20 protein-coding genes are annotated in these 22,083 nt (G+C 60.4%); 14 read left to right on the top strand and 6 right to left on the bottom strand.

Annotation, left to right across the window (positions count from 1 at the left end):
- Window positions 1-129 precede the first annotated feature (129 nt).
- The gene (locus K5K89_RS10075) at window positions 130-981 is read right to left on the bottom strand and encodes a glycine betaine ABC transporter substrate-binding protein (protein WP_025857941.1); all 852 of its coding nucleotides are present in this window, start codon (window positions 979-981) and stop codon (window positions 130-132) included.
- Window positions 982-1,312: 331 nt separating this feature from the next.
- On the opposite strand from K5K89_RS10075, the gene K5K89_RS10070 reads away from it, so the two are divergent.
- Window positions 1,313-2,866 (top strand): glycosyl hydrolase family 17 protein, encoded by a 1,554-nt coding sequence (locus K5K89_RS10070; protein ID WP_222541332.1) that lies wholly within the window; start codon window positions 1,313-1,315, stop codon window positions 2,864-2,866.
- A gap of 81 nt (window positions 2,867-2,947) precedes the next feature.
- Here K5K89_RS10070 and K5K89_RS10065 read toward each other — a convergent pair whose 3' ends face one another.
- On the bottom strand, window positions 2,948-3,316 hold the full coding sequence (locus tag K5K89_RS10065) for a hypothetical protein (protein ID WP_071488465.1): 369 nt from the start codon (window positions 3,314-3,316) through the stop codon (window positions 2,948-2,950).
- A gap of 236 nt (window positions 3,317-3,552) precedes the next feature.
- On the opposite strand from K5K89_RS10065, the gene K5K89_RS10060 reads away from it, so the two are divergent.
- From K5K89_RS10060 to K5K89_RS10050, 3 genes are all read left to right on the top strand, one after another.
- Window positions 3,553-4,851, top strand: a complete 1,299-nt coding sequence (locus K5K89_RS10060) for a serine/threonine protein kinase (RefSeq protein ID WP_222541331.1) — start codon at window positions 3,553-3,555, stop codon at window positions 4,849-4,851.
- The gene (locus tag K5K89_RS10055; RefSeq protein ID WP_071488467.1) at window positions 4,844-5,632 is read left to right on the top strand and encodes a VacJ family lipoprotein; all 789 of its coding nucleotides are present in this window, start codon (window positions 4,844-4,846) and stop codon (window positions 5,630-5,632) included. Before K5K89_RS10060 ends, K5K89_RS10055 begins: the two co-directional genes overlap by 8 nt.
- 215 nt (window positions 5,633-5,847) lie before the next feature.
- The gene (locus K5K89_RS10050; RefSeq protein WP_222541330.1) at window positions 5,848-6,351 is read left to right on the top strand and encodes a hypothetical protein; all 504 of its coding nucleotides are present in this window, start codon (window positions 5,848-5,850) and stop codon (window positions 6,349-6,351) included.
- An 86-nt stretch (window positions 6,352-6,437) separates the two neighbouring features.
- On the opposite strand, the gene K5K89_RS10045 is transcribed toward K5K89_RS10050, so the two are convergent.
- The gene (locus K5K89_RS10045) at window positions 6,438-7,352 is read right to left on the bottom strand and encodes a DUF808 domain-containing protein (protein ID WP_222541329.1); all 915 of its coding nucleotides are present in this window, start codon (window positions 7,350-7,352) and stop codon (window positions 6,438-6,440) included.
- A 134-nt stretch (window positions 7,353-7,486) separates the two neighbouring features.
- Here K5K89_RS10045 and K5K89_RS10040 point away from each other — a divergent pair, with 134 nt between their 5' ends.
- Window positions 7,487-8,092, top strand: a complete 606-nt coding sequence (locus K5K89_RS10040) for a TetR/AcrR family transcriptional regulator (protein ID WP_222541328.1) — start codon at window positions 7,487-7,489, stop codon at window positions 8,090-8,092.
- A 44-nt stretch (window positions 8,093-8,136) separates the two neighbouring features.
- On the opposite strand, the gene K5K89_RS10035 is transcribed toward K5K89_RS10040, so the two are convergent.
- Window positions 8,137-8,577 (bottom strand): GlcG/HbpS family heme-binding protein, encoded by a 441-nt coding sequence (locus tag K5K89_RS10035; protein ID WP_222541327.1) that lies wholly within the window; start codon window positions 8,575-8,577, stop codon window positions 8,137-8,139.
- Between the two features lie 256 nt (window positions 8,578-8,833).
- Between K5K89_RS10035 and gcl the strand changes: the two genes are divergently transcribed.
- The 8 genes from gcl (at window position 8,834) to K5K89_RS09995 (ending at window position 18,165) form a co-directional block, all read left to right on the top strand.
- Window positions 8,834-10,609 carry a glyoxylate carboligase gene (gcl, locus tag K5K89_RS10030; protein ID WP_071488470.1) on the top strand — a complete coding sequence of 592 codons (1,776 nt, stop codon included), beginning with the start codon at window positions 8,834-8,836 and terminating at the stop codon, window positions 10,607-10,609.
- A gap of 10 nt (window positions 10,610-10,619) precedes the next feature.
- Window positions 10,620-11,402: a hydroxypyruvate isomerase gene (gene hyi, locus K5K89_RS10025; protein ID WP_222541326.1), complete on the top strand. Its 783-nt coding sequence runs from the start codon at window positions 10,620-10,622 to the stop codon at window positions 11,400-11,402.
- 18 nt (window positions 11,403-11,420) lie between these two features.
- Entirely contained in the window at window positions 11,421-12,311 is an 891-nt protein-coding gene (locus K5K89_RS10020; RefSeq protein ID WP_071488472.1) for a 2-hydroxy-3-oxopropionate reductase, read from the top strand.
- Window positions 12,312-12,519: 208 nt separating this feature from the next.
- Window positions 12,520-13,800 carry a glycerate kinase gene (locus K5K89_RS10015; protein WP_071488473.1) on the top strand — a complete coding sequence of 427 codons (1,281 nt, stop codon included), beginning with the start codon at window positions 12,520-12,522 and terminating at the stop codon, window positions 13,798-13,800.
- Window positions 13,790-15,205: a pyruvate kinase gene (pyk, locus tag K5K89_RS10010; RefSeq protein WP_222541325.1), complete on the top strand. Its 1,416-nt coding sequence runs from the start codon at window positions 13,790-13,792 to the stop codon at window positions 15,203-15,205. The genes K5K89_RS10015 and pyk overlap by 11 nt, the downstream gene beginning before the upstream one ends.
- Before the next feature lie 118 nt (window positions 15,206-15,323).
- Window positions 15,324-16,199: an urea transporter gene (locus tag K5K89_RS10005; RefSeq protein ID WP_071488475.1), complete on the top strand. Its 876-nt coding sequence runs from the start codon at window positions 15,324-15,326 to the stop codon at window positions 16,197-16,199.
- Window positions 16,200-16,230: 31 nt separating this feature from the next.
- Window positions 16,231-17,055 (top strand): ion transporter, encoded by an 825-nt coding sequence (locus tag K5K89_RS10000; RefSeq protein WP_222541324.1) that lies wholly within the window; start codon window positions 16,231-16,233, stop codon window positions 17,053-17,055.
- Between the two features lie 105 nt (window positions 17,056-17,160).
- A complete protein-coding gene (locus tag K5K89_RS09995; protein WP_071488477.1) occupies window positions 17,161-18,165 on the top strand; it encodes a sulfate ABC transporter substrate-binding protein in 1,005 nt (334 codons plus the stop codon).
- A 55-nt stretch (window positions 18,166-18,220) separates the two neighbouring features.
- On the opposite strand, the gene K5K89_RS09990 is transcribed toward K5K89_RS09995, so the two are convergent.
- Window positions 18,221-18,835 carry a DUF5666 domain-containing protein gene (locus K5K89_RS09990; protein WP_071488478.1) on the bottom strand — a complete coding sequence of 205 codons (615 nt, stop codon included), beginning with the start codon at window positions 18,833-18,835 and terminating at the stop codon, window positions 18,221-18,223.
- Window positions 18,836-19,010: 175 nt separating this feature from the next.
- On the opposite strand from K5K89_RS09990, the gene K5K89_RS09985 reads away from it, so the two are divergent.
- On the top strand, window positions 19,011-20,207 hold the full coding sequence (locus tag K5K89_RS09985) for an MFS transporter (RefSeq protein ID WP_222541323.1): 1,197 nt from the start codon (window positions 19,011-19,013) through the stop codon (window positions 20,205-20,207).
- Between the two features lie 96 nt (window positions 20,208-20,303).
- On the opposite strand, the gene K5K89_RS09980 is transcribed toward K5K89_RS09985, so the two are convergent.
- A complete protein-coding gene (locus tag K5K89_RS09980) occupies window positions 20,304-22,013 on the bottom strand; it encodes a M10 family metallopeptidase C-terminal domain-containing protein (RefSeq protein WP_222541322.1) in 1,710 nt (569 codons plus the stop codon).
- Window positions 22,014-22,083 lie beyond the last annotated feature (70 nt).

Here is a 22,083-nt window from a genome sequence, read left to right as displayed (position 1 = left end):
GATTTGCGGGAGGCAAAATTAATGTGGGAGGGGGCTTGCCCCCGATAGCAGTGTGTCAGCCAGTACATCGATAGCTGACAGATCGCTATCGGGGGCAAGCCCCCTCCCACAAGGGTATATCAGGGGCCGTTACTTACCGGTCCACTCGGCTACGCGCTCAGGGTGCTTGGCGACCCAATCCTTGGCCGCTGCATCAGGCTTGGCGCCTTCCTGGATAGCCAGCATGACTTCGCCGATTTCGTCCTTGGAGGCCCACTGGAATTTCTTCAGGAAGGCCGCGACTTCCGGCGCTTTCTTTTCCAGGCCCTTGCTGCCGATGCTGTTGACGGTTTCAGCAGCACCATAAATCCCTTTTGGATCGTCCAGGAAACGCAGTTTCCACTTGGCGAACATCCAGTGTGGCACCCAACCGGTGACCGCAATGGATTCTTGTTTGTCTTCGGCGCGGGTCAGCTCGGCGATCATCGCCGCACCCGAGCTGGCTTGCAGTTTGTAGTCGAGGCCGTACTGCTTGATCGCTTCGTCGGTCTTGAGCATCACGCCCGAGCCGGCGTCGATACCGACGATCTTGTTCTTGAAGGTGGTGTCGGTCTTGAGGTCTTCGATGGACTTGGCCTTGACGTACTCCGGCACGATCAGGCCGATCTTCGCATCCTTGAAGTTGGGGCCGTAGTCGACCACCTTGTCCTTGTTCTTGGCCCAATACTCACCGTGGGTCACCGGCAACCAGGCGGACAGCATGGCGTCGAGCTTGCCGGTGGCCACGCCCTGCCACATGATCCCGGTGGCTACCGCTTGCAGTTTCACGTCATAACCGAGCTTGGCCTTGATCACCTCTGCCGCCACGTGCGTGGTGGCAACGCTGTCGGACCAGCCGTCCACATAGCCGATGCTCAGGGTTTTGCTGTCGGCGCTGGCCAGTGTGGAGCTCATCGCAACTACCAGAGTGGCAGCTGCGCCCAAGAGTCGTCGCATCTTCATCGTACTTCCCCGAAAGTGCTGCGCCCGACGGATGCCGAGCGACGTCAACCTGTTGTTATGTGGTGCACCGCGCCCCCGTCACGCGCATCGATCCGGTGTCTGCGGCATCAGTGGAGTGCTGACAGTTCGATCATCAACCTGCCGCGCCCTTCGACCTGCTCTGTCAGCGACCTCATACAAGCAAGAAACGACATCACATAGCCAGCAGGGCGTTTTGTAGGACTTGACGCCAAAATCCCGCCCGAACTTTGCATGTCAAAATTATGCGGCCCCACTGGGACGGCCTAAATCCGGGTAAGATGCGCGCCTTTGCTCTCCAGATAAGCCGACCATGCCTGCGACTGCCCGCTTCCCTGCCCTGCCCTATTTCTGCGCCCTGCTCCTCGGCCTGCTGGCCCTGATCGGCTACTGGTATGGCCTCGGCCGCTCCGTAGTGCTGCCCGATGTCGCCAGCGCCACACACAAGATGCAGTGCGCGTCCTACACGCCGTTCGATAAAGACCAATCTCCGTTTGATCAGCCGTTCAGACTGCGGCCGGACCGCATGGACGCCGACCTGGCCCTGCTGGCCACCCGCTTTGAGTGCGTGCGCACCTACACAATGGTCGGCCTGGAAGCGTTGCCAAGCATGGCACGCGAACATGGGCTGAAGGTAATGGCCGGCGCCTGGGTCAGCAGCGACCCAGTGGCGACCGAGAAAGAAATCGAAACATTGATCACGGCAGCAAACGCCAACCCTGACGTAGTGACCTCGGTGATCGTCGGCAACGAAGCGCTGCTGCGTAAAGAAGTCACCGCCAAGCAGTTGGTGACGCTGATCCAGACCGTCAAAAGCCGGATCAAGCAGCCGGTGACCTATGCGGATGTGTGGGAATTCTGGCTGCAACACCCGGAAATCGCGCCGGCGGTGGACTTCCTGACGATACACCTGCTGCCCTACTGGGAAGATGACCCTTCCGGCATCGACCAGGCGCTCAAGCACGTGGGCGATGTGCGCCAGACCTTCGGCAGCAAATTCGCGCCCAAGGACATCCTGATCGGTGAAACCGGCTGGCCCAGCGAAGGTCGCCAGCGCGAAACCGCCGTGCCGAGCCGGGTCAACGAAGCCAGGTTCATGCGGGGTTTCGTGGCCATGGCCGAGGCGAATGGCTGGCGCTACAACCTGATCGAGGCCTTTGACCAGCCGTGGAAGCGTGGGAGTGAAGGTGCCGTCGGTGGTTATTGGGGCCTGTTCGATGCCAATCGGCAGGACAAGGGTATCCTCGCCGGGCCGGTTACCAATGTGCCGTACTGGCCGCTATGGCTCGGCGTGGGCGGGATCATCCTGCTGGGCACCCTGGTTCTGGGTGGCCGTGTGCGCAGCACGCGCACCGCGATCGCCCTGCCGTTGCTGGGCGCCGTGGCAGCCTGCTCCATCGGCACCTGGGCCGAGCTGACCCGCGTCACCGCGCGGTTCAACGATGAATGGGTGTGGGCAGGCTTGCTGGTGGTGATGAACCTGCTGGTGCTGGCCCATGCCGCCCTGGCCTTGAGCGCACGGCAAGATTGGCGCGCACGCGCATTCAACTGGCTGGAGCAGCGCGCGGGCTGGCTGGTGGCGACTGCCGGTTTTGCGGGGGCGGTGATGATGCTGGCGTTGGTGTTTGACCCGCGCTACCGCAGCTTCCCGAGCGCAGCGCTGGTGTTGCCAGCCCTGGTGTACCTGGTGCGTCCGGTGACCGGACCGCGCCGGGAGATTGCCTTGCTGGCCTTCATCATCGGTGCGGGTATTGCGCCGCAGTTGTACCGTGAAGGGTTGTTGAACCAGCAGGCTTGGGGTTGGGCGGTAGTGAGCCTGCTCATGACGGCAGCCTTGTGGCGCTGCTTGCGGGTGCGCAAGGTCTAAAACCGCTATCGGGGGCAAGCCCCCTGCCACAGGTCAATACACTACCAATGTGGGAGGGGGCTTGCCCCCGATGAGGCCCTATCAGGCAACGCGGGGCTTCCTGACCAACCGCAACCCCGCAATCACCACCGCAAACACCGCAAACGTGGTGTTGTACAACGCCAATGCCGGCAACCCGAACGCCACCCCCAGCACCGCCAACCCCCAACCCACGCGGCCAGGCACAAAAAACGCCAGCACCGACGTGATCAGCGCGGTCCAGCCCAGCACCTTGAAGTGGATCATCAGGCCCAGGTTCGAACGCAATTGGCATTCCCAGCGGCTGGCTTCATCCGCGCAGATGCCCACCCACTGGCCGTCCTCCATAAAGCCATAGCGCGCACCGTAACTGGCAGCCAACCATAGCGGCAGGGCAATAAGCAGCAAAATCAACGGTAAACGACGGGACATGGGCCACTCCGATAGGCAAAAACGGCGCTCAGCTTAATGCTCCGACAGCCGTTAGCAAGGCGCATACACACAATTAGTATTCATCAAAGCGCGGCAAAGTGTATCTTCTCGCTACTATTACCCCGATTCCGACGTTATTTACCGACTTTTCGTGCCGAGTGCTGGCACTTCGGCGACGACGCGGTGGTCATAGCCTGCGAACTTCATTAAGCACGTTTCCTCCTAGGGATTAAGTCATGCTCCGTTCCTTGCGCTGTGCTGCCCTGCTGGGCAGCCTATTTCTGAGTGCGTCAGCACTGGCCGTCGATATTGACCAGGCCAGCTATGGCTACCCTTTGACCAACCCGTTTGAAGCGACCATCGCCACCACGCCGCCCGATCTTCGGCCAACGTTGCCGAGCGATGACGAGATCAACCAATCCGACTACACCCTGAACATGCGCCCCGAGCGCGAGTTCAGCCTGCCGGACAACTTCTGGGCGGTGAAGAAACTCACCTACCGCATCGCCAAGCAGGACCGAGCGGCGCCGCTGATCTTCCTGATCGCCGGCACCGGCGCGCGGTTTGACAGCAGCCTCAACGAATACCTGAAAAAACTGTATTACCAGGCCGGCTACCATGTGGTGCAACTGTCGTCGCCCACCAGCTTCGACTTCATCAGCGCCGCCTCGCGCTTCGCCACCCCGGGGATCACCCAGGAAGACGCGGAAGATATGTACCGCGTGATGCAAGCCGTGCGCGCGCAGAACGCCTCATTGCCGGTCACCGACTTCTACCTCACCGGCTACAGCCTGGGCGGCCTGGATGCGGCGTTTGTGGCCAAGCTCGACGAGACCCGTCGCAGCTTCAACTTCAAGAAAGTCTTGCTGTTGAACCCGCCGGTCAACCTCTACACCTCGATCACCAACCTCGACAAGCTGGTACAGACCGAGGTCAAGGGCATCAACAACACCACCACCTTCTATGAGCTGGTGCTGAACAAGCTGACCCGTTACTTTCAGCAAAAGGGCTACATCGACCTTAACGACGCCCTGCTGTACGACTTCCAGCAGTCCAAGCAGCACTTGACCAACGAACAGATGGCCATGCTGATCGGCACCTCGTTCCGTTTTTCAGCGGCCGACATCGCCTTTACTTCGGACCTGATCAACCGCCGTGGCCTGATCATCCCGCCGAAGTACCCGATCACCGAAGGCACCAGCCTTACGCCGTTTCTCAAGCGTGCGTTGCAATGCGACTTCGATTGCTACCTCACCGAACAAGTGATCCCGATGTGGCGCGCGCGCTCCGATGGCGGCAGCCTGTTGCAACTGGTCGACCAGGTCAGCCTGTACGCCCTCAAGGACTACCTGCACAACAGCCCGAAAATCGCCGTCATGCATAACGCGGACGATGTGATCCTCGGCCCTGGCGACCTCGGTTTCCTGCGTAAAACCTTCGGCGATCGCTTGACCGTCTACCCGCTGGGCGGCCACTGCGGCAACCTCAATTACCGCGTCAACGCCGACGCCATGCTGGAGTTCTTCCGTGGCTAAATATCTTCTGCTGCTTGCCGCCTTGATGTGCGCAGGCGTGGCCAATGCCGACAACAGCAAGGCCCATGAGCCGGTCAATATGGATGCCGACGGCTTCAAGGAACCGCTGAGCAAGCTCAAGTTCAACCCAGGCCTGGACCAGAGGGAGTTCGAGCGCTCGTCGCTCACCGCACTCAACGTGTATGACCCGCTGGAGTCGTGGAACCGCCGCGTGTACCACTTCAACTACCGCTTCGACCAATGGGTGTTCCTGCCGGTGGTCAACGGCTACACCTATGTGACCCCCAGCTTCCTGCGCACCGGCGTGAGTAACTTCTTCAATAACCTGGGCGACGTGCCCAACCTGTTGAACAGCCTGTTGCAACTCAAAGGCCACCGCTCCCTGGAAACCACCGGCCGCCTGCTGGTCAACACCACCCTCGGTATCGCCGGCCTGTGGGACCCGGCCACCGCCATGGGCCTGCCGCGCCAGAGCGAAGACTTCGGCCAGACCCTGGGCTTCTACGGCGTGCCTGGCGGTGCGTACCTGGTGCTGCCGATCTTCGGTCCATCCAACCTGCGCGACACCACTGGCCTGATTGTCGACTACGGCGCGGAAACCCAGATCAACTTCCTCAACGTGTCGGAAGTCAGCTCCAATCACCCGGAAATCTGGGCGTTGCGTGCGGTGGACAAGCGCTATCAGACCAGCTTCCGGTACGGGCAGATGAACTCGCCGTTTGAATATGAGAAAGTGCGGTATATCTATACTGAGTCTCGAAAGTTACAAATAGCCGAATAATATAAATTCAGCAAATACAGGGCTACCCGGTTATTCGGGCAGCCCTTTTTTATTGCCAAAGATTTTCAACATAACCAGTAAAAACCTCGCCTCGCGCCGTACCGTTTTCATGGAACCGCCCAGCCATACGACGCACTAAGACTGCGCAACCGATACATTTTCCTGCCTCGCCAGAAAAACAGAAACTATACTTAATCAAATGGAGTTGTTTACTTATGATCCCTATTAAAAATGGCTACAGTACACCCTATTTCACCTCCCTGCCTGCAGCAACGCCTTCAACAACCTCAGTTCATCCCGCCCCTGTTTCCGGTCATGACCGAGACATACGTTATTCTCGCATCCTTAAACAGGTCCTTGAAGACCCTCTCTTTTCAACTCTAGACAAAAGGGGAAAACCAGACGGGGCTCAATTCCTGGACCTTAATAAATTTTATAAACAACTGGGTGGCCATTGGAACGACAAATCTTTAAGTCCGCTTCAGCAACTAAACTTTGCGATCAAGGCATTGAACGTGCTTGAACGTATCGACAGGCTGGGCGGCGCTTACTCGCCGGAAAACAACAATAAAATCGATGGCGTTATGCGCGATCGCCCAACGTTAGAAGCTCGTCACATTTCCAACACCGTACACGCAGATTCGGAATTCATGCGTTTATTGGATTATTGCGAAAGGGGAGAAGAAGCATTGTCGGGCGATATCGTTAACCGGCGATAACACTTCGCGAAGCATAACTTACAGACGGTAGAGCAAACACTTCTTAGAAGGCCATTCGATTGAATGGCCTTTTTATTGCCAACGGATCAAGCCCTCGCGGCGTTCCAGAGCTTGCCCACTGCGCTGACCACCGCCAGCACCACCGCCCCCGCAACAATCCCCACAATGCCGTTCAGCACCACCGGCACCAACCACGCCACCCCGCCCACGCCCTGGCTGACCGTTTCGATCCAGTGATGCACCACCGGCACGCCATGGGTAAGGATTCCACCGCCGACCAGGAACATCGCCGCCGTACCGATCACCGACAGGCTCTTCATCATGTACGGTGCTGCCTGCAGGATGCCGCCGCCGATACTGCGCGCCACCTGGCCGGGCTTCTGGGTGAGCCACAGGCCCAGGTCATCCAGCTTGACGATACCGGCCACCAGTCCGTAGACGCCCACCGTCATGACAATGGCGATGCCGGACAGCACGATGACCTGCTGCATCAGTGGCGCATCGGCCACAGTGCCGAGGGTGATGGCGATGATTTCGGCGGAAAGGATGAAGTCGGTACGAATGGCGCCCTTGATCTTGTCCTTTTCGAAGGCCACCAGGTCGGTTGCCGGATCGACCACAGCCTCGACCAACTGCGCATGTTCAGCCTGGTCCTGGTCCTTGCTGTGGAGAAACTTGTGCGCGAGTTTCTCGAAACCTTCGAAACACAGGTAGGCACCGCCGAGCATCAATAAGGGCGTCACCGCCCACGGCGCGAACGCACTGATCAACAGCGCTGCGGGCACCAGGATCAACTTGTTGACGAAGGAGCCCTTGGCCACCGCCCACACCACGGGAATTTCCCGTTCGGCGCGCACGCCGGAGACCTGTTGGGCATTGAGCGCGAGGTCATCGCCCAGCACCCCGGCGGTCTTCTTCGCCGCCATCTTGGTCATCAGGGCAACGTCATCGAGTACCGCGGCGATATCGTCGATCAACACCAACAAGCTGCTTCCTGCCATGAATCGGGCTTCCGTAAGAGTGAGATGGCGCGAGCATAACGCGGCAAAAGGCCCGACGGGCAGATTGTTGAGGCGCGCGGATAGCCGGTGCTACCATGCGCAACCGCCAGTCTTGGCAAGGAAACTCCAGGTTTATGAGCACCATTCGCGAGCGCAACAAAGAAAAGATCCTGCGGGCGGCGAGCGAGGAGTTCGCCGACAAGGGCTTCGCCGCGACCAAAACCAGCGACATCGCCGCCAAGGCCGGGCTGCCCAAGCCCAACGTCTACTACTACTTCAAGTCCAAGGACAACCTCTACCGCGAGGTGCTCGAAAGCATCATCGAGCCGATCCTGGCCGCCTCCACGCCGTTCAATCCGCAGGGCGACCCCAAGGAAGTCTTGAGCAACTACATCCGCTCGAAAATCCGCATTTCCCGTGACCTGCCGTTTGCCTCCAAGGTGTTCGCCAGCGAAATCATGCACGGCGCGCCGCACCTGAGCGCTGATCAGATCGAGCAGTTGAACGCCCAGGCCAAGCACAACATTACATGCATCCAGGATTGGGTGGATCGTGGCCTGATCGCGGCGATTGACCCCAATCACTTGATGTTCAGCATCTGGGCGGCCACACAGACCTACGCGGATTTCGACTGGCAGATCTCGGCAGTGACCGGCAAGGCCAAGTTGGATGAAGCGGATTACGAGGCGGCGGCGCAGACCATTATCCGGTTGGTGCTCAAGGGCTGTGAGCCGGACTGACACACCGTGGTGTGTGTGCCAATCGAGGGCAAGTCAACACAAAATCAAGCTGACACCCCGGCATCCGCCATCAACCCCACCCCCTCGATCGCCGTGATCGCACACTGCTCATCAATATCCGACGTATCCCCGCTGATCCCGATCGCGCCCAGCACCACACCTTCCTGACTTCGAATCAACACCCCACCCGGCGCTGGCACCACACTGCCCTGCCCCAGGCTGTTCAATGCGGCGATAAAGGCCGGGCGTTGCTGCGCGTCCAGCGCCAGCAGGCGTGACCCTTTGCCCAGGGCAATCGCACCCCAGGCCTTGCCAATGGCGATCTGCGGGCGCAGCAAGCTCGCGCCGTCCTCCCGTTGCAGCATGACCAGATGACCACCGCTGTCGAGCACCGCGATGGTCAGCGGCGCAGCAGAAATCGTGCGCCCTGCGGTGAGGGCCTGACTGGCCAGTTGGGTGGCAATTTTCAAGGTTAAAGCGCTCATGGTGCCGTCCTTCTTTTGTTATTGGGAAAGCGGTGCAGGTCTGAATGATCAGATGCTCCATTCAACAAATAGAACACAATGACTTTTATTTTTGTATACAATATTTTCACACAAAGGCTCCATACGTCGAAAAAAGCCGTTCAGATGAGCGCAAAGGCCAGTTTATAAAATGCATTGACCTGCGCAGCTCGCCGTGAATACACTTTGTATAGAAACCACTTGTATACAATTACAAAACGCAAGAGGCACCAAAATCATGAGCAAAATGAGAGCAATCGAAGCCGCCGTCCTTGTCATGCGCCGTGAAGGCGTAGACACCGCCTTCGGTATCCCAGGCGCCGCGATCAACCCGCTGTATTCGGCCTTGCAGAAGGTGGGTGGCATCGATCACGTCCTTGCTCGCCACGTTGAAGGCGCCTCCCACATGGCCGAGGGCTACACCCGCACCAAGGCCGGCAACATCGGCGTGTGCATCGGCACGTCGGGCCCGGCGGGCACCGACATGGTCACTGGTCTTTACAGCGCCTCGGCCGATTCCATCCCGATCCTGTGCATCACCGGGCAAGCGCCCCGCGCCCGCATGCATAAGGAAGATTTCCAGGCCGTGGACATCACCAGCATCGTCAAGCCGGTGACCAAGTGGGCAACCACTGTCCTGGAGCCCGGCCAAGTGCCGTATGCCTTCCAGAAAGCCTTCTATGAAATGCGCTCCGGTCGCCCCGGCCCGGTGCTGATCGACCTGCCCTTCGACGTGCAGATGGCCGAGATCGAATTCGACATCGACGCCTACCAGCCGCTGCCCCTGGCCAAGCCTTTGGCCACCCGCGTGCAGGTGGAAAAAGCCCTGGCCCTGCTGGACCAGGCCGAGCGCCCGCTGCTGGTGAGTGGCGGTGGCGTGATCAACGCCGACGCCAGCGAGTTGCTGGTGGAATTCGCTGAGTTGACCGGCATCCCAGTGATCCCGACCCTGATGGGCTGGGGCACCATCCCTGACGATCATCCGCAGATGGTCGGCATGGTCGGCCTGCAAACCTCCCACCGGTATGGCAACGCGACGATGCTCAAGTCAGACGTGGTGCTGGGCATCGGTAACCGCTGGGCCAACCGTCACACCGGTTCGGTCGAGGTGTACACCGAGGGCCGCACCTTCATTCACGTCGACATCGAGCCCACGCAGATTGGCCGCGTCTTCACCCCGGACCTGGGCATCGTCTCCGACGCGGGCTCCGCCCTGACGATGTTCATTGAAGTGGCCCGCGAGTGGAAAGCTGCCGGCAAACTCAAGGATCGCAGTGCCTGGCTGCACGACTGCCAGCAGCGCAAGGCCACCCTGCACCGCAAGACGCACTTCGACAACGTACCAGTCAAGCCACAGCGTGTGTATGAAGAAATGAACCAGGTGTTCGGCAAAGACACTTGCTACGTCAGCACCATCGGCCTGTCGCAGATTGCCGGCGCGCAGTTCCTGCACGTGTACAAGCCACGCCACTGGATCAACTGCGGCCAGGCCGGCCCATTGGGCTGGACCATCCCCGCCGCCCTCGGTGTGGTCAAGGCCGACCCGAGCCGCAAGGTGGTGGCGCTGTCCGGCGACTACGACTTCCAGTTCATGATCGAAGAACTGGCCGTGGGCGCGCAGTTCAAGCTGCCGTATATCCACGTGGTGGTGAACAACTCCTACCTGGGCTTGATCCGCCAGGCCCAGCGCGGGTTTGAAATGGACTACTGCGTGCAGCTGTCCTTCGACAACCTCAACGCCCCGGAACTCAACGGTTATGGCGTAGACCACGTGGCCGTCGCCGAAGGCCTGGGTTGCAAGGCCCTGCGCGTGTTCGAGCCAGGCCAGATCGCGCCGGCACTGCGCCGCGCCGAGGCAATGATCGAAGAATTCAAGGTGCCGGTGATCGTTGAGATTATTCTGGAGCGCGTGACCAATATTTCCATGGGCACCGAGATCAACGCCGTCAATGAATTCGAAGATCTGGCGCTGGTCGGCAATGATGCGCCGACTGCCATTTCCCTGCTCGATTAAGGAGAACCCTATGCCGCGTTTCGCCGCCAACCTGTCCATGCTGTTTACCGAACAGGACTTCCTTGCCCGCTTCAAAGCGGCTGCCGATGCCGGTTTCCAAGGGGTCGAATACCTGTTCCCGTATGAATTCAGTTCCGCTGAAATCAAGGCGCAGCTCGACGCCAACGGCCTGACCCAGGTGCTGTTCAACCTGCCGGCCGGTGACTGGGCCAAGGGTGAACGCGGCCTGGCGTGTCACCCGGACCGCGTCGAAGAGTTCCGCGCCGGGGTCAAGCTGGCCATCGCCTACGCCCAGGTGCTGGGCAACACCCAGATCAACTGCCTGGCGGGCATCCGCCCACACGGCGTTGATGACGAAACCCTGGAAAAAACCTTCGTCGCCAACCTCAAGTACGCCGCTGAAAAACTGCAAGCGGTGGGCATCAAGCTGGTGATGGAAGCGATCAATACCCGCGACATCCCTGGCTTCTACCTGAACAACACGGCGCAGGCCCTGTCGATTCGCGAACAGGTCGGCAGCGACAACCTGTTCCTGCAGTACGACATCTACCACATGCAAATCATGGAAGGCGACCTGGCCCGCACCATGGCCGCGCACCTGGGCGAGATCAATCATATCCAGTTGGCGGACAACCCGGGGCGTAACGAGCCGGGCACCGGTGAGATCAACTACCGCTTCCTGTTCGGTCATCTGGACCGCATCGGCTACACGGGTTGGGTCGGCTGTGAATACAAGCCGTTGACCACCACCGAAGCGGGTTTGGGTTGGTTGAAGACCCATAACGCCATCTAATAAAAAGAGGATTCTTTCATGGCTAAAATCGGATTCATCGGCACCGGCATCATGGGCCAACCCATGGCCGCGAACCTGCAGAAAGCAGGCCACCAACTGTTCCTCTCCGAGCACCACGGCAAGGCCCCGCAAGCGCTGATCGACGCTGGCGCCGTGGCCCTGGCCAACCCGCAGCAGGTGGCGCAGGAAGCCGAGTTCATCATCGTGATGGTGCCGGATACCCCCCAGGTGGATGACGTGCTGTTCCGCAAGGACGGCGTCGCCGCAGGCCTGTCGCCGAACAAGGTGGTGATCGACATGAGTTCGATCTCCCCCACTGCCACCAAGGCATTCGCCGCGAAGATCAACGAGACCGGCGCGCAGTACCTGGACGCGCCCGTGTCCGGTGGCGAAGTCGGCGCCAAGGCCGGCACCCTGAGCATCATGATCGGTGGCGAGCCGCAGACCTTCGAACGCGCACTGCCGCTGTTCCAGGCCATGGGCAAGAACATCACGTTGGTGGGCGGCAATGGCGATGGCCAGACCGCCAAGGTCGCCAACCAGATCATCGTGGCGCTGAATATCCAGGCGGTGGCCGAAGCATTGTTATTCGCGTCCAGGAACGGTGCCGACCCGGCCAAGGTGCGTGAAGCCCTGATGGGCGGCTTTGCCTCGTCGAAAATCCTCGAAGTGCATGGCGAACGCATGATCAAGGGCACCTTTGATCCGGGCTTCCGTATCAACCTGCACCAGAAAGACCTCAACCTGGCACTGGCCGGGGCCAAGGAGCTGGGCATCAACCTGCCGAACACCGCCGGTACGCAACAGGTGTTCAGCACTTGCGCCGCGATTGGCGGCGGCAACTGGGACCATTCGGCGCTGATCAAGGGCCTGGAGCATATGGCGAACTTCTCGATTCGCGATAAATAACCCCTGATGAGCTGCAGTCAAATGTGGGAGGGGCGGTGCGACGATTCGACTTGCCCCCGATAGCGGTGTATCAACCGACAAAAATGTTGAATGAAAGAATGCCATCGGGGGCAAGTCGAATCGTCGCACCGCCCCTCCCACCATTTGACCCCATTCCAAGCCTGAAATTGACGCACCTCTAATAACAAAAATCCCCGGGAGCCCGCTTATGTCGGTCGATCCGCAACACCTGCTTCGCGCGCTGTTTGCCACAGCCATCGACGCCGCCCACCCCCGGCAAGTCCTTGAACCCTGCCTGCCCGCCGACCGCAGCGGCCGTGTGATCGTGATCGGCGCCGGCAAGGCGGCCGCCGCCATGGCGCTGGTCGTGGAGAACTGCTGGCAGGGCGACGTCAGCGGCCTGGTGGTCACCCGTTACGGCCACGGCGCACCCTGCAAAAAAATCGAAGTGGTCGAAGCCGCGCACCCGGTGCCCGATGCGGCGGGCCTCGCGGTGGCCAAGCGCGTTCTGGCATTGATCGGTAACCTCGGTGAAGACGACCGCGTGATCTTCCTGCTGTCCGGTGGCGGTTCCGCCTTGCTGGCACTGCCCGCCGAAGGCATCACCCTGGCCGACAAACAGGCCATCAACAAAGCCCTGCTCAAATCCGGCGCGACCATCGGCGAGATGAATTGCGTGCGCAAGCACCTCTCCGCAATCAAGGGCGGCCGCCTGGCGAAAGCCGCATGGCCGGCGACGGTCTACACCTATGCGATTTCCGACGTACCCGGCGATCAGGCCACGGTGATTGCCTCCGGGCCCACGGTGGGCGACCCGAGCACCTCGCAACAGGCCCTGGCGATCCTCAAGCGCTACCACATCGACGTTCCCGCCTCGGTGCGCAATTGGTTGCAAGATCCGGCCTCGGAAACCGTCAAGCCCGGCGACCCGGTGCTCTCCCGCAGCCACTTCCAATTGGTCGCCCGCCCGCAGCAATCTCTCGAAGCCGTGGCGGTGAAAGTGCGCCAGGCCGGGTTCAGCCCATTGATCCTCGGCGACCTGGAAGGCGAAGCGCGGGACGTGGCCAAGGTACACGCCGGCATTGCCCGGCAAATCGTGCAACACGGCCAGCCGCTGGCGGCGCCATGCGTGATCCTCTCCGGTGGCGAAACCACCGTCACCGTGCGCGGCACTGGCCGTGGCGGGCGCAACGCAGAGTTCCTGCTGAGCCTCACCGATAGCCTCAAGGGCCTGCCCGGCGTATACGCCCTGGCCGGTGACACCGACGGTATCGACGGCTCGGAAGACAACGCCGGCGCCATCATGACCCCCTGCAGTTACCGCCGCGCCGAAGCACTCGGCCTGTCGGCCAGCGACGAGTTGGACAACAACAACGGCTACGGCTATTTCGCCGCCCTCGACGGGTTGATCGTCACCGAGCCGACGCGCACCAACGTCAACGACTTCCGCGCCATCCTGATCCTTGAGGCTGCCCAACATGACGCCTGACAAGAAGGTCAAAATCCTCGCCACCCTGGGCCCGGCCACCGACGGTATCGATGACATCCGCGAACTGGTGGAAGCCGGGGTGAATATCTTCCGGCTCAATTTCAGCCACGGCGATCATGCCGACCACGCCCAGCGCTACCAATGGATCCGCCAGGTCGAGCGCCAGCTGAATTACCCGTTGGGCATCCTCATGGATTTACAGGGGCCGAAGCTGCGCGTCGGGCGTTTTGCCGAGGGCAAAGTGCAACTGGTGCGCGGCCAGGCCCTGCGCCTTGACCTGGATCCGACGCCGGGCGACCAGCGCCGGGTCAACCTGCCCCACCCGGAAATCATCGCGGCGCTGGAGCCGGGCATGGACCTGCTGCTGGATGACGGCAAGCTGCGTCTGCGGGTCATCACCAAACAGACTGACGCCATCGACACCACCGTGCTCAATGGCGGCGAACTGTCGGACCGCAAAGGCGTGAACGTCCCACAAGCCCTGTTGGAACTCAGCCCTCTGACCGCCAAGGATCGGCGCGACCTGAGCTTCGGCCTGGAACTGGGCGTGGACTGGGTGGCGCTGTCGTTTGTGCAGCGCCCGGAGGATATCCGCGAAGCCCGCGAGCTGATCGGCGACAAGGCCTTCCTGATGGCCAAGATCGAAAAGCCCTCGGCCGTGCTGCGCCTGCGGGAAATCGCCGAACTGAGCGACGCCATCATGGTGGCCCGGGGCGACCTGGGCGTGGAAGTGCCGGCCGAGAGCGTGCCGCAGATCCAGAAAGACATCATCCGTACCTGCCGCCAACTGGGCAAACCGGTGGTGGTGGCCACACAGATGCTGGAATCGATGCGCTTCTCGCCGGCGCCGACCCGTGCCGAAGTCACCGATGTCGCCAACGCCGTGGCCGAAGGCGCGGACGCGGTGATGCTGTCGGCGGAAACGGCGTCCGGCGAGTACCCGCTGGAAGCCGTGCAGATGATGAGCAAGATCATCCGTCAGGTGGAAAACGGCCCGGACTACCAGACCCAGCTCGACGTCAACCGGCCCAAGGCGGATGCCACGGTGTCGGACGCCATCAGCTGTGCGATCCGCCGCATCAGCAGCATCCTGCCGGTGGCGGTGCTGGTGAACTACAGCGAGTCGGGCAGTTCCAGCCTGCGCGCGGCCAGGGAGCGGCCAGTGGCGCCGATCCTCAACCTTACGCCGAACCTGTCCACGGCGCGGCGCTTGAGCGTGGCGTGGGGCGTGCACTCGGTGGTCAATGACCGCCTGCGCCAAGTGGATGAGGTGTGCTCCACGGCACTGGAAATAGCCCAGGCACAGGGCATGGCGGAGCGTGGGGATACGTTGGTGATTACGGCGGGGGTGCCGTTCGGGCAGCCGGGGTCGACCAATTCGCTGCGTATCGAGACGTTGATTTAGCGTCTGTAAGGGCCTCATCGGGGGCAAGCCCCTCCCACATTTGAATCTGTGAACCCAATCAAGTGTGGGAGGGAGCTTGCCCCCGATGGGAACAACTCGGTCCCACTGATTAATCACCATGCACAACCCATCCTGCCCCGACTGGGCCGAAGCGCTGCTCAACGGCTTCAGCCAGATTTTCCTGCAGCGCCAGCCGCTGTGCGGCCTGCTGTGCCTGCTGGCGATCCTGATCGGCGCCCCGGCCTTGTTCGGCGGGGCGCTGCTGGGTGGCGTGGCGGGGTTGCTCACGGCCCAGCGTCGCGGTTATCCCAAGGCCGAACGCCAGGCCGGCCTTTACAGCTACAACGGCGTGCTGCTGGGCTTATTGATCAGCCAGCACTTTGCCTGGTCGGCGTTGTTGCCGCCGCTGATCCTGGCATGCGGCGGACTGGCGGCGATGTTGACACGGCAATGGTTGAAACATGCCGACCAGCCCAATGACTTGCCCGCTTACACGGCGCCTTTTGTCGGCCTGGGCTGGTTGTTGCTGGGCACGGTGCCGCAGAACACGTTTGCCCTGGGCGAACCCGACACCTTGGCTATCCTCACGGCGCCTTTTACCGGGCTTGCGCAGATCATGCTGCTGGACCAGCCGATGGCGGGCGCGCTGATTGCACTGGGTCTGTGGCTGGCCAACCGCCGCGCCGCTGGATGGGCGCTGATCGGTGCCAGCGTCGGTGTGCTGCTTGCGCTGTGGCTGGACGAACCTGCGGGCGCCCTCCTCGGCCTGCACAGCTACAACCCGGCATTGGCGGCCATGGCATTGAGCCAGATGCGTCGCCAACCCTGGTTGCCGCTGCTCGGCATCCTGCTGGCGATCCTCCTCACACCGGGCTTTGCGGCCCTGCACCTGCCCGCGTTGACCGCGCCATTCATACTCGCCTGCTGGCTGGTACGCGCAGGTGTTCGAGTGCTTCAGAAACCCCGCATGGACAGCCCCTTCGAATCCCCCTAGGCTTGCTCGATATTCGATTCAGGCGGGCTTTATGGACAGCAACAACGACTGGCGCCAACGGCTCTACGTCATGGTTTTTCAAAGTGACACGGTCGCCGGGCGGCGCTTCGATGGCATCCTGCTGCTGATCATCCTCGCCAGCCTGGTGATCGTGATGCTCGACAGCATCGACCAGATCCACCAGAACTACGCCGACGTGCTGGCGTACATCGAGTGGGGGTTCACCCTCATTTTCCTGATCGAGTACGGGCTGCGGCTGTACTGTTCGCCCAAACCCTTGCGCTACGCCTTCAGCTTTTATGGGTTGGTGGATTTGCTGGCCATCGTGCCCGGTATCCTTGCGTTGTATTACAGCGACGCGCAGTACCTGCTGATCGTCCGCATCATCCGCATGTTGCGGATCTTCCGCGTGCTCAAGCTCAGCCCCTACCTCAAGCAGGCCAACTACCTGATGGCGGCGCTGCGCGGCAGCAAGCAGAAGATCGTGGTGTTCCTGGTCAGCGTGTGCACCCTGGTGACGGTGTTCGGCACCCTGATGTACGTGATCGAAGGCCCGGAGCACGGGTTTACCAGTATTCCCAAGGGCATCTACTGGGCCATCGTGACCCTGACCACCGTAGGCTTTGGCGACATCGTGCCCAAGACGCCGCTGGGCCAAGTGATTTCGTCCCTGGTGATGATTACCGGTTACTCGATCATCGCCGTGCCCACCGGGATTTTCACCGCCGAACTGGCCAGTGCCATGCGCGGTGAACAATTGCAGCATGACTGCCCGGTGTGCAAGAAAGACAGCCATGAGCCAAACGCAGCGTTCTGCTCACGCTGTGGCAATCATCTTTTCAAGAAAGTGGAATAAGCAAAGTTCGTTTTAATCTTTAAACGTCTATGCGACGCCAGCTATAGTCGCTGGCAAATTGCCCCTACTCAATCAGCAACCTTCTCGAACAACAAGGAATGAGCAGTGAAAAAACTCCTTAGCGCCTCCCTTCTGGCCGCCGGCCTTGCCCTGGCGGGCGCCGTCCAGGCTGCCCCGGTCACACTGCTCAACGTCTCCTACGACGTGATGCGCGACTTCTACAAGGACTACAACGCTGCCTTCCAGAAACACTGGGAAGCCGAGCACCCGAACGACAAGCTGACGCTGCAGATGTCCTTCGGTGGCTCCAGCAAGCAAGCACGCTCGGTCATCGACGGCCTGCCGGCCGATGTGATCACCATGAACATGGCCACCGACATCAACGCCCTGGTGGACAACGGGAAATTGGTGCCGGACAACTGGGTCACCCGCCTGCCGAACAACAGCGCGCCGTTCACCTCGGCCACCGTTTTCATCGTGCGCAAAGGCAACCCCAAAGCCCTGAAAGACTGGCCGGACCTGTTGAAAGATGGCGTTCAAGTGATCGTGCCCAACCCGAAAACCTCGGGTAACGGCCGCTACACCTACCTGTCGGCCTGGGGTTATGTGCTGAAGAACGGCGGTGACGAAAACAAGGCCAAGGCCTTTGTCGGCAAGCTGTTCAAGCAAGCCCCGGTACTGGACACCGGTGGCCGTGCCGCCACCACCACCTTCATGACCAACCAGATCGGCGACGTGCTGGTGACCTTCGAGAACGAAGCGGAAATGATCGCCCGCGAATTCGGCCGTGATCAGTTCGAAGTGATTTACCCAAGCGTCTCCGCCGAAGCCGAGCCGCCGGTGTCGGTGGTCGACAAAGTGGTCGAGAAGAAAGGCACCCGCGTGGCGGCCGAAGACTACCTGAAGTACCTGTGGTCGCCGGAAGGCCAGGAAATCGCGGCCAACAACTACCTACGCCCGCGTGATCCGAAGGTACTGGCCAAGTACACCGACCGGTTCCCGAAAGTCGACTTCCTGTCGGTGGAGAAGACCTTTGGTGACTGGCGCACGGTGCAGAAGACCCACTTCAATGATGGTGGGGTGTTCGACCAGATCTACAGCGGCCAGTAATTGATAAATGTGGGAGGGGCAAGCCCCCTCCCACATTTGGCTCTGTGTCTGGCCGTTACATCGGTGGTGTCACGCCATCCTTACCGGCGGAGATCGCCTGGGCCGTGATCGTCCCATCCGCGCCCTGCGCGGCAAACAGCACCACCTTCACGCCCGGCTTGAGCAGGCTGCGGTCACCCGGCTCCAGGTTGACGATCGGCACATCTTCCGGCACCACGATCTTCTGCTCGCCGCCTTTGTATTTCACCGTCAGCGTGCGCCCGTTGCTCACTACCAGGTCGCCGACGGTGCCGTTGGTCATGCTGCTGCCTTCTTTCAAATCAAACGCGCGGTGCCCGTCGCCGGTGCCGGCCATGGCTGGCGGGAACACGTGCACTTCCAGCGCGGTAAGGCTGCCATCGTCGTTGGGCATCGCGGCCGAGCCGATGTAGCTGCCCGGCTTGATCTCATCGATTTTGGCCAGGGTGACCGCGCGCACCTGGGTGTCTTTGGTCAAGTGCACGACCACCTCTTCGCCGCTGTTGACCTTGACGTGCATCGCATCGCCGTCCATCGCCGTAATGGCGCCGCGTACGCCCACGCGAGGCGTCTCGGCAGCATGGGCCAGGCCCACGGCCATGGCGGCGGCCAGCGTGGAAGCCAGGAGCATCTTGTTCAACGTGATCTTCATTGCAATGGATTTCCTGTTTCAGCAGTGGTGCCTGAATGTATCATCAGCCTTCGCGCAGAAAGTTAACGATTCACTCATCATTACCGGGCATGAGTGTTATCACTGCCAGCGGCCTACCCGGGCTACGGTGTTGTCTTTAGGCTCGCCCCACTTCCTTCGCTTTTATGAGAAAACCATGAACGCTACTTCCCACGCTACAAGCACCATGACCCGGAGCATGGTGATGCTGTTTGCGTTTTGCTGCGGCGCCATCGTTGCCAACATCTACTACGCGCAACCCATCATCGAGCTGATCGCGCCGGACATCGGCCTTACGCCAGCCATGGCCAGCCTGATCGTTTCACTGACGCAAATCGGCTACGCCCTGGGGCTGTTTTTCCTGGTGCCCCTGGGCGACCTGCTGGAAAACCGCAAGCTGATGATCGCCACTACCGTGATCGCTATCGCCAGCCTGCTGGGCGCAGCGGTCACCGAGCAGCCGAACCTGTTCCTGCTGGTGTCGCTGCTGATCGGCTTCAGTTCGGTGTCGGTGCAGATCCTGATTCCGCTGGCCGCGCACCTGGCGCCCGCCGAATCCCGGGGCCGTGTGGTCGGCAGCATCATGGGTGGCCTGTTGCTGGGCATCCTGCTGGCGCGGCCGGTGTCCAGCGTGGTCGCGGACCACTTCGGCTGGCGGGCGATGTTCATGGCGGCGGCGGCGCTGATGGCGTTTATCAGTGTGGTGTTGATGCTGACCATTCCCAAGCGTCAGCCGGATCACTCTGCCAGCTATGGTCAACTGCTGCGCTCCCTCGGCACCTTGCTGCGTGAGCAACCGGTGCTGCGTCAACGGGCGTTCTACCAGGGCTGCATGTTTGCCGCCTTCAGCCTGTTCTGGACCGCCGCCCCACTGGAACTGGCGCGTAACCATGGCCTGAGCCAGAGCGAGATCGCCCTGTTCGCCCTGGTCGGCGCACTGGGTGCCATAGCCGCACCCATCGCTGGTCGCCTGGCCGATGCCGGTCACACCCATCGCGCTTCGCTGCTGGCCATGTTGTTCGCCGCGTTGAGCTTCCTGCCGGCCTTCGTGCACCCGCTGTACAGCGTGATCGGCCTGGCCGTGACTGGCGTGGTCCTGGACTTCTGCGTGCAGATGAACATGGTGCTCGGCCAACGTGCCATCTACGCCCTCGACGCCAGCAGCCGCAGCCGCCTGAACGCGCTGTACATGACCAGCATCTTCATCGGCGGCGCGTTCGGTTCGGCGATTGCCAGCGGCGTGTATGAACACGGCGGCTGGTTGGGCGTGATGCTGGTGGGCAGTGCGTTCCCCTTGATCGCATTATTACGGTTCCTGAGCGTTTCCCGTGAGGCCTCGGTGGCCACTGCCTGAGGCGCTTGTCTCGCTATGCCAAAGCCGTCCGCCAGCAATGACCGACGGCTTTGACTGGATGCCGTTTCAAACGGCGACGCGCCTTTTGCAACACCATCAGTTACGTCGGGATAACTGCCGATCGTAGGCCTGGTTCACCTTCATACCTACCACGTCTGCGGCGCTTATCACGTTAGGGCTATTGACGACAAAATCACTGCATCTGTCCCCGTCCAGGTCAACGGCTACCCAGTAAAGACCATCACTGTCTGATTTCATGATGAATGCCTCACCGGCCCTTCCCGTGAACCTGTCCACCTGTGTCAGCGAAACACCCGCCTTTTCAAGCATCCTGGATAAATCAATTTTATCCTTACCACTGGTGAAATCCTTCAAAGTGTCGACCTTGCGACAGTTCGATTCGGAAGCCGAACCGTACGTGTACGTTTTACCGCCCCTCTGCTCGTTTGCTGTGTTCGCTCTTTTAGTCCTCGGCGGGGTGGGCTCTGGTTCCGGATCTGTCGTCAAATCGGGCTCTGGTTCAATTGAGGTGGGAGGTTCAGGGTTGACCATCAAATCCTTGTAGTGGATTTTCCCGTTACAGTTCACCAGAAAATCAGGCTTCCCATTACCTGTCAGGTCAAGCGCCAGGCGTCCCTGCCCGTTGCTGGCGTTGTGGCTCAATACCGCCTCGCCCGCACGCCCACTGAATCGGTCAACAATGTAGAGGACCTTCACAGCAGCGCGCTTCAATAGCGTGGAGATGTCGACTCTGTCAGTACCGCTGGCAAAATCCACGATCAAATCAGGGGACTCAGGCGTGGAGTCTGCGATGCTGTCATAGACAAACGTATCCGCACCGCCGCCGCCCTCGAGCTTGTCCGCCCCGCCACCGCCCTTGAGGCGGTTGCCGACCTGATTACCGATCAGGCTGTCATCACTGGAACCACCCACCGCATTTTCCAGCGTGACGCCCTTGGCAATGGAGACGTTGTTTTTCAGGCCGCCAACATCCGAAAAGGACTCAGCATTAAGATTGATTTTCTGTTTCTGGCGAAAACCGGAAAAGTCCAGGGTATCCGTTCCACCTGCGTCCCAGACGCAAAAAACAGGTTTGTCCTCGGCGGTCTTCAGGCTGTAGAAATCTCGACCGGTGTTGGAATTGAAGCCGTAGACCGTGTTGGTTTTTCGGGTTTGGGTGTTCGCCCCGTACAACCTCTGCGCCGCAGCGATATCGTGCATCATGGGGGCCGCGATTTTTTTGCCGTTGTAAGGATCATCGCCAAAGGATGAATCGTGGTAGCTCATGGCGGTGTAGGCGGTTGAGTCCTCCCGGTACCCCGGGCCTTCTCCGTGGGGATGCCGAAGACCGATGGAATGGCCAAGTTCATGGACTGCTACCTTATCAAACAAAGTCCCGTGTTCCAGCTTTCCATCAGCCCCCTCAATGCCGATGTCGACCGTACCGATCGACCAGTCATTGGGCAGGCTCGCTACTCCGCCGGCATATCCCGGTATGGCTGAGATACGGAGGGAGGCATCAGTCCCCTTGGCATTTTCCTTGAACAAGAGGTTGGTCACCTCCGCCCAAGACCGAAGCGCCTCCCTGATGCGCAATTTCTGGTGAGGGGTGAATCGAGAGTCCAAGGTATACGACAGGTCTATTTTTTTGTCGTCATTACGATCTCGCCATTTGAAATCTCCTCGCACGAGATGTTTCGCAGCTTGATCGGTCGTGTATGAATTGGGGTGGCCACCTGTTGTTAAAGTGTCACCATTAACAATCCTGCCACTGTGCGCAACAGGCGGAACGCTTGATAGTTTCATGAGCAACTCGCTAGGCTTTTAAAAAATGAAACAACAATTAATATCCACATAAATTATTTGCAAACAAGCA

This window comes from Pseudomonas sp. DR208, assembly GCF_019823005.1.
Classification (GTDB): domain Bacteria; phylum Pseudomonadota; class Gammaproteobacteria; order Pseudomonadales; family Pseudomonadaceae; genus Aquipseudomonas; species Aquipseudomonas extremorientalis.
Note: the sequence above shows the minus strand (reverse complement) of the source record. Positions and strands in the feature narration are given on the sequence as shown.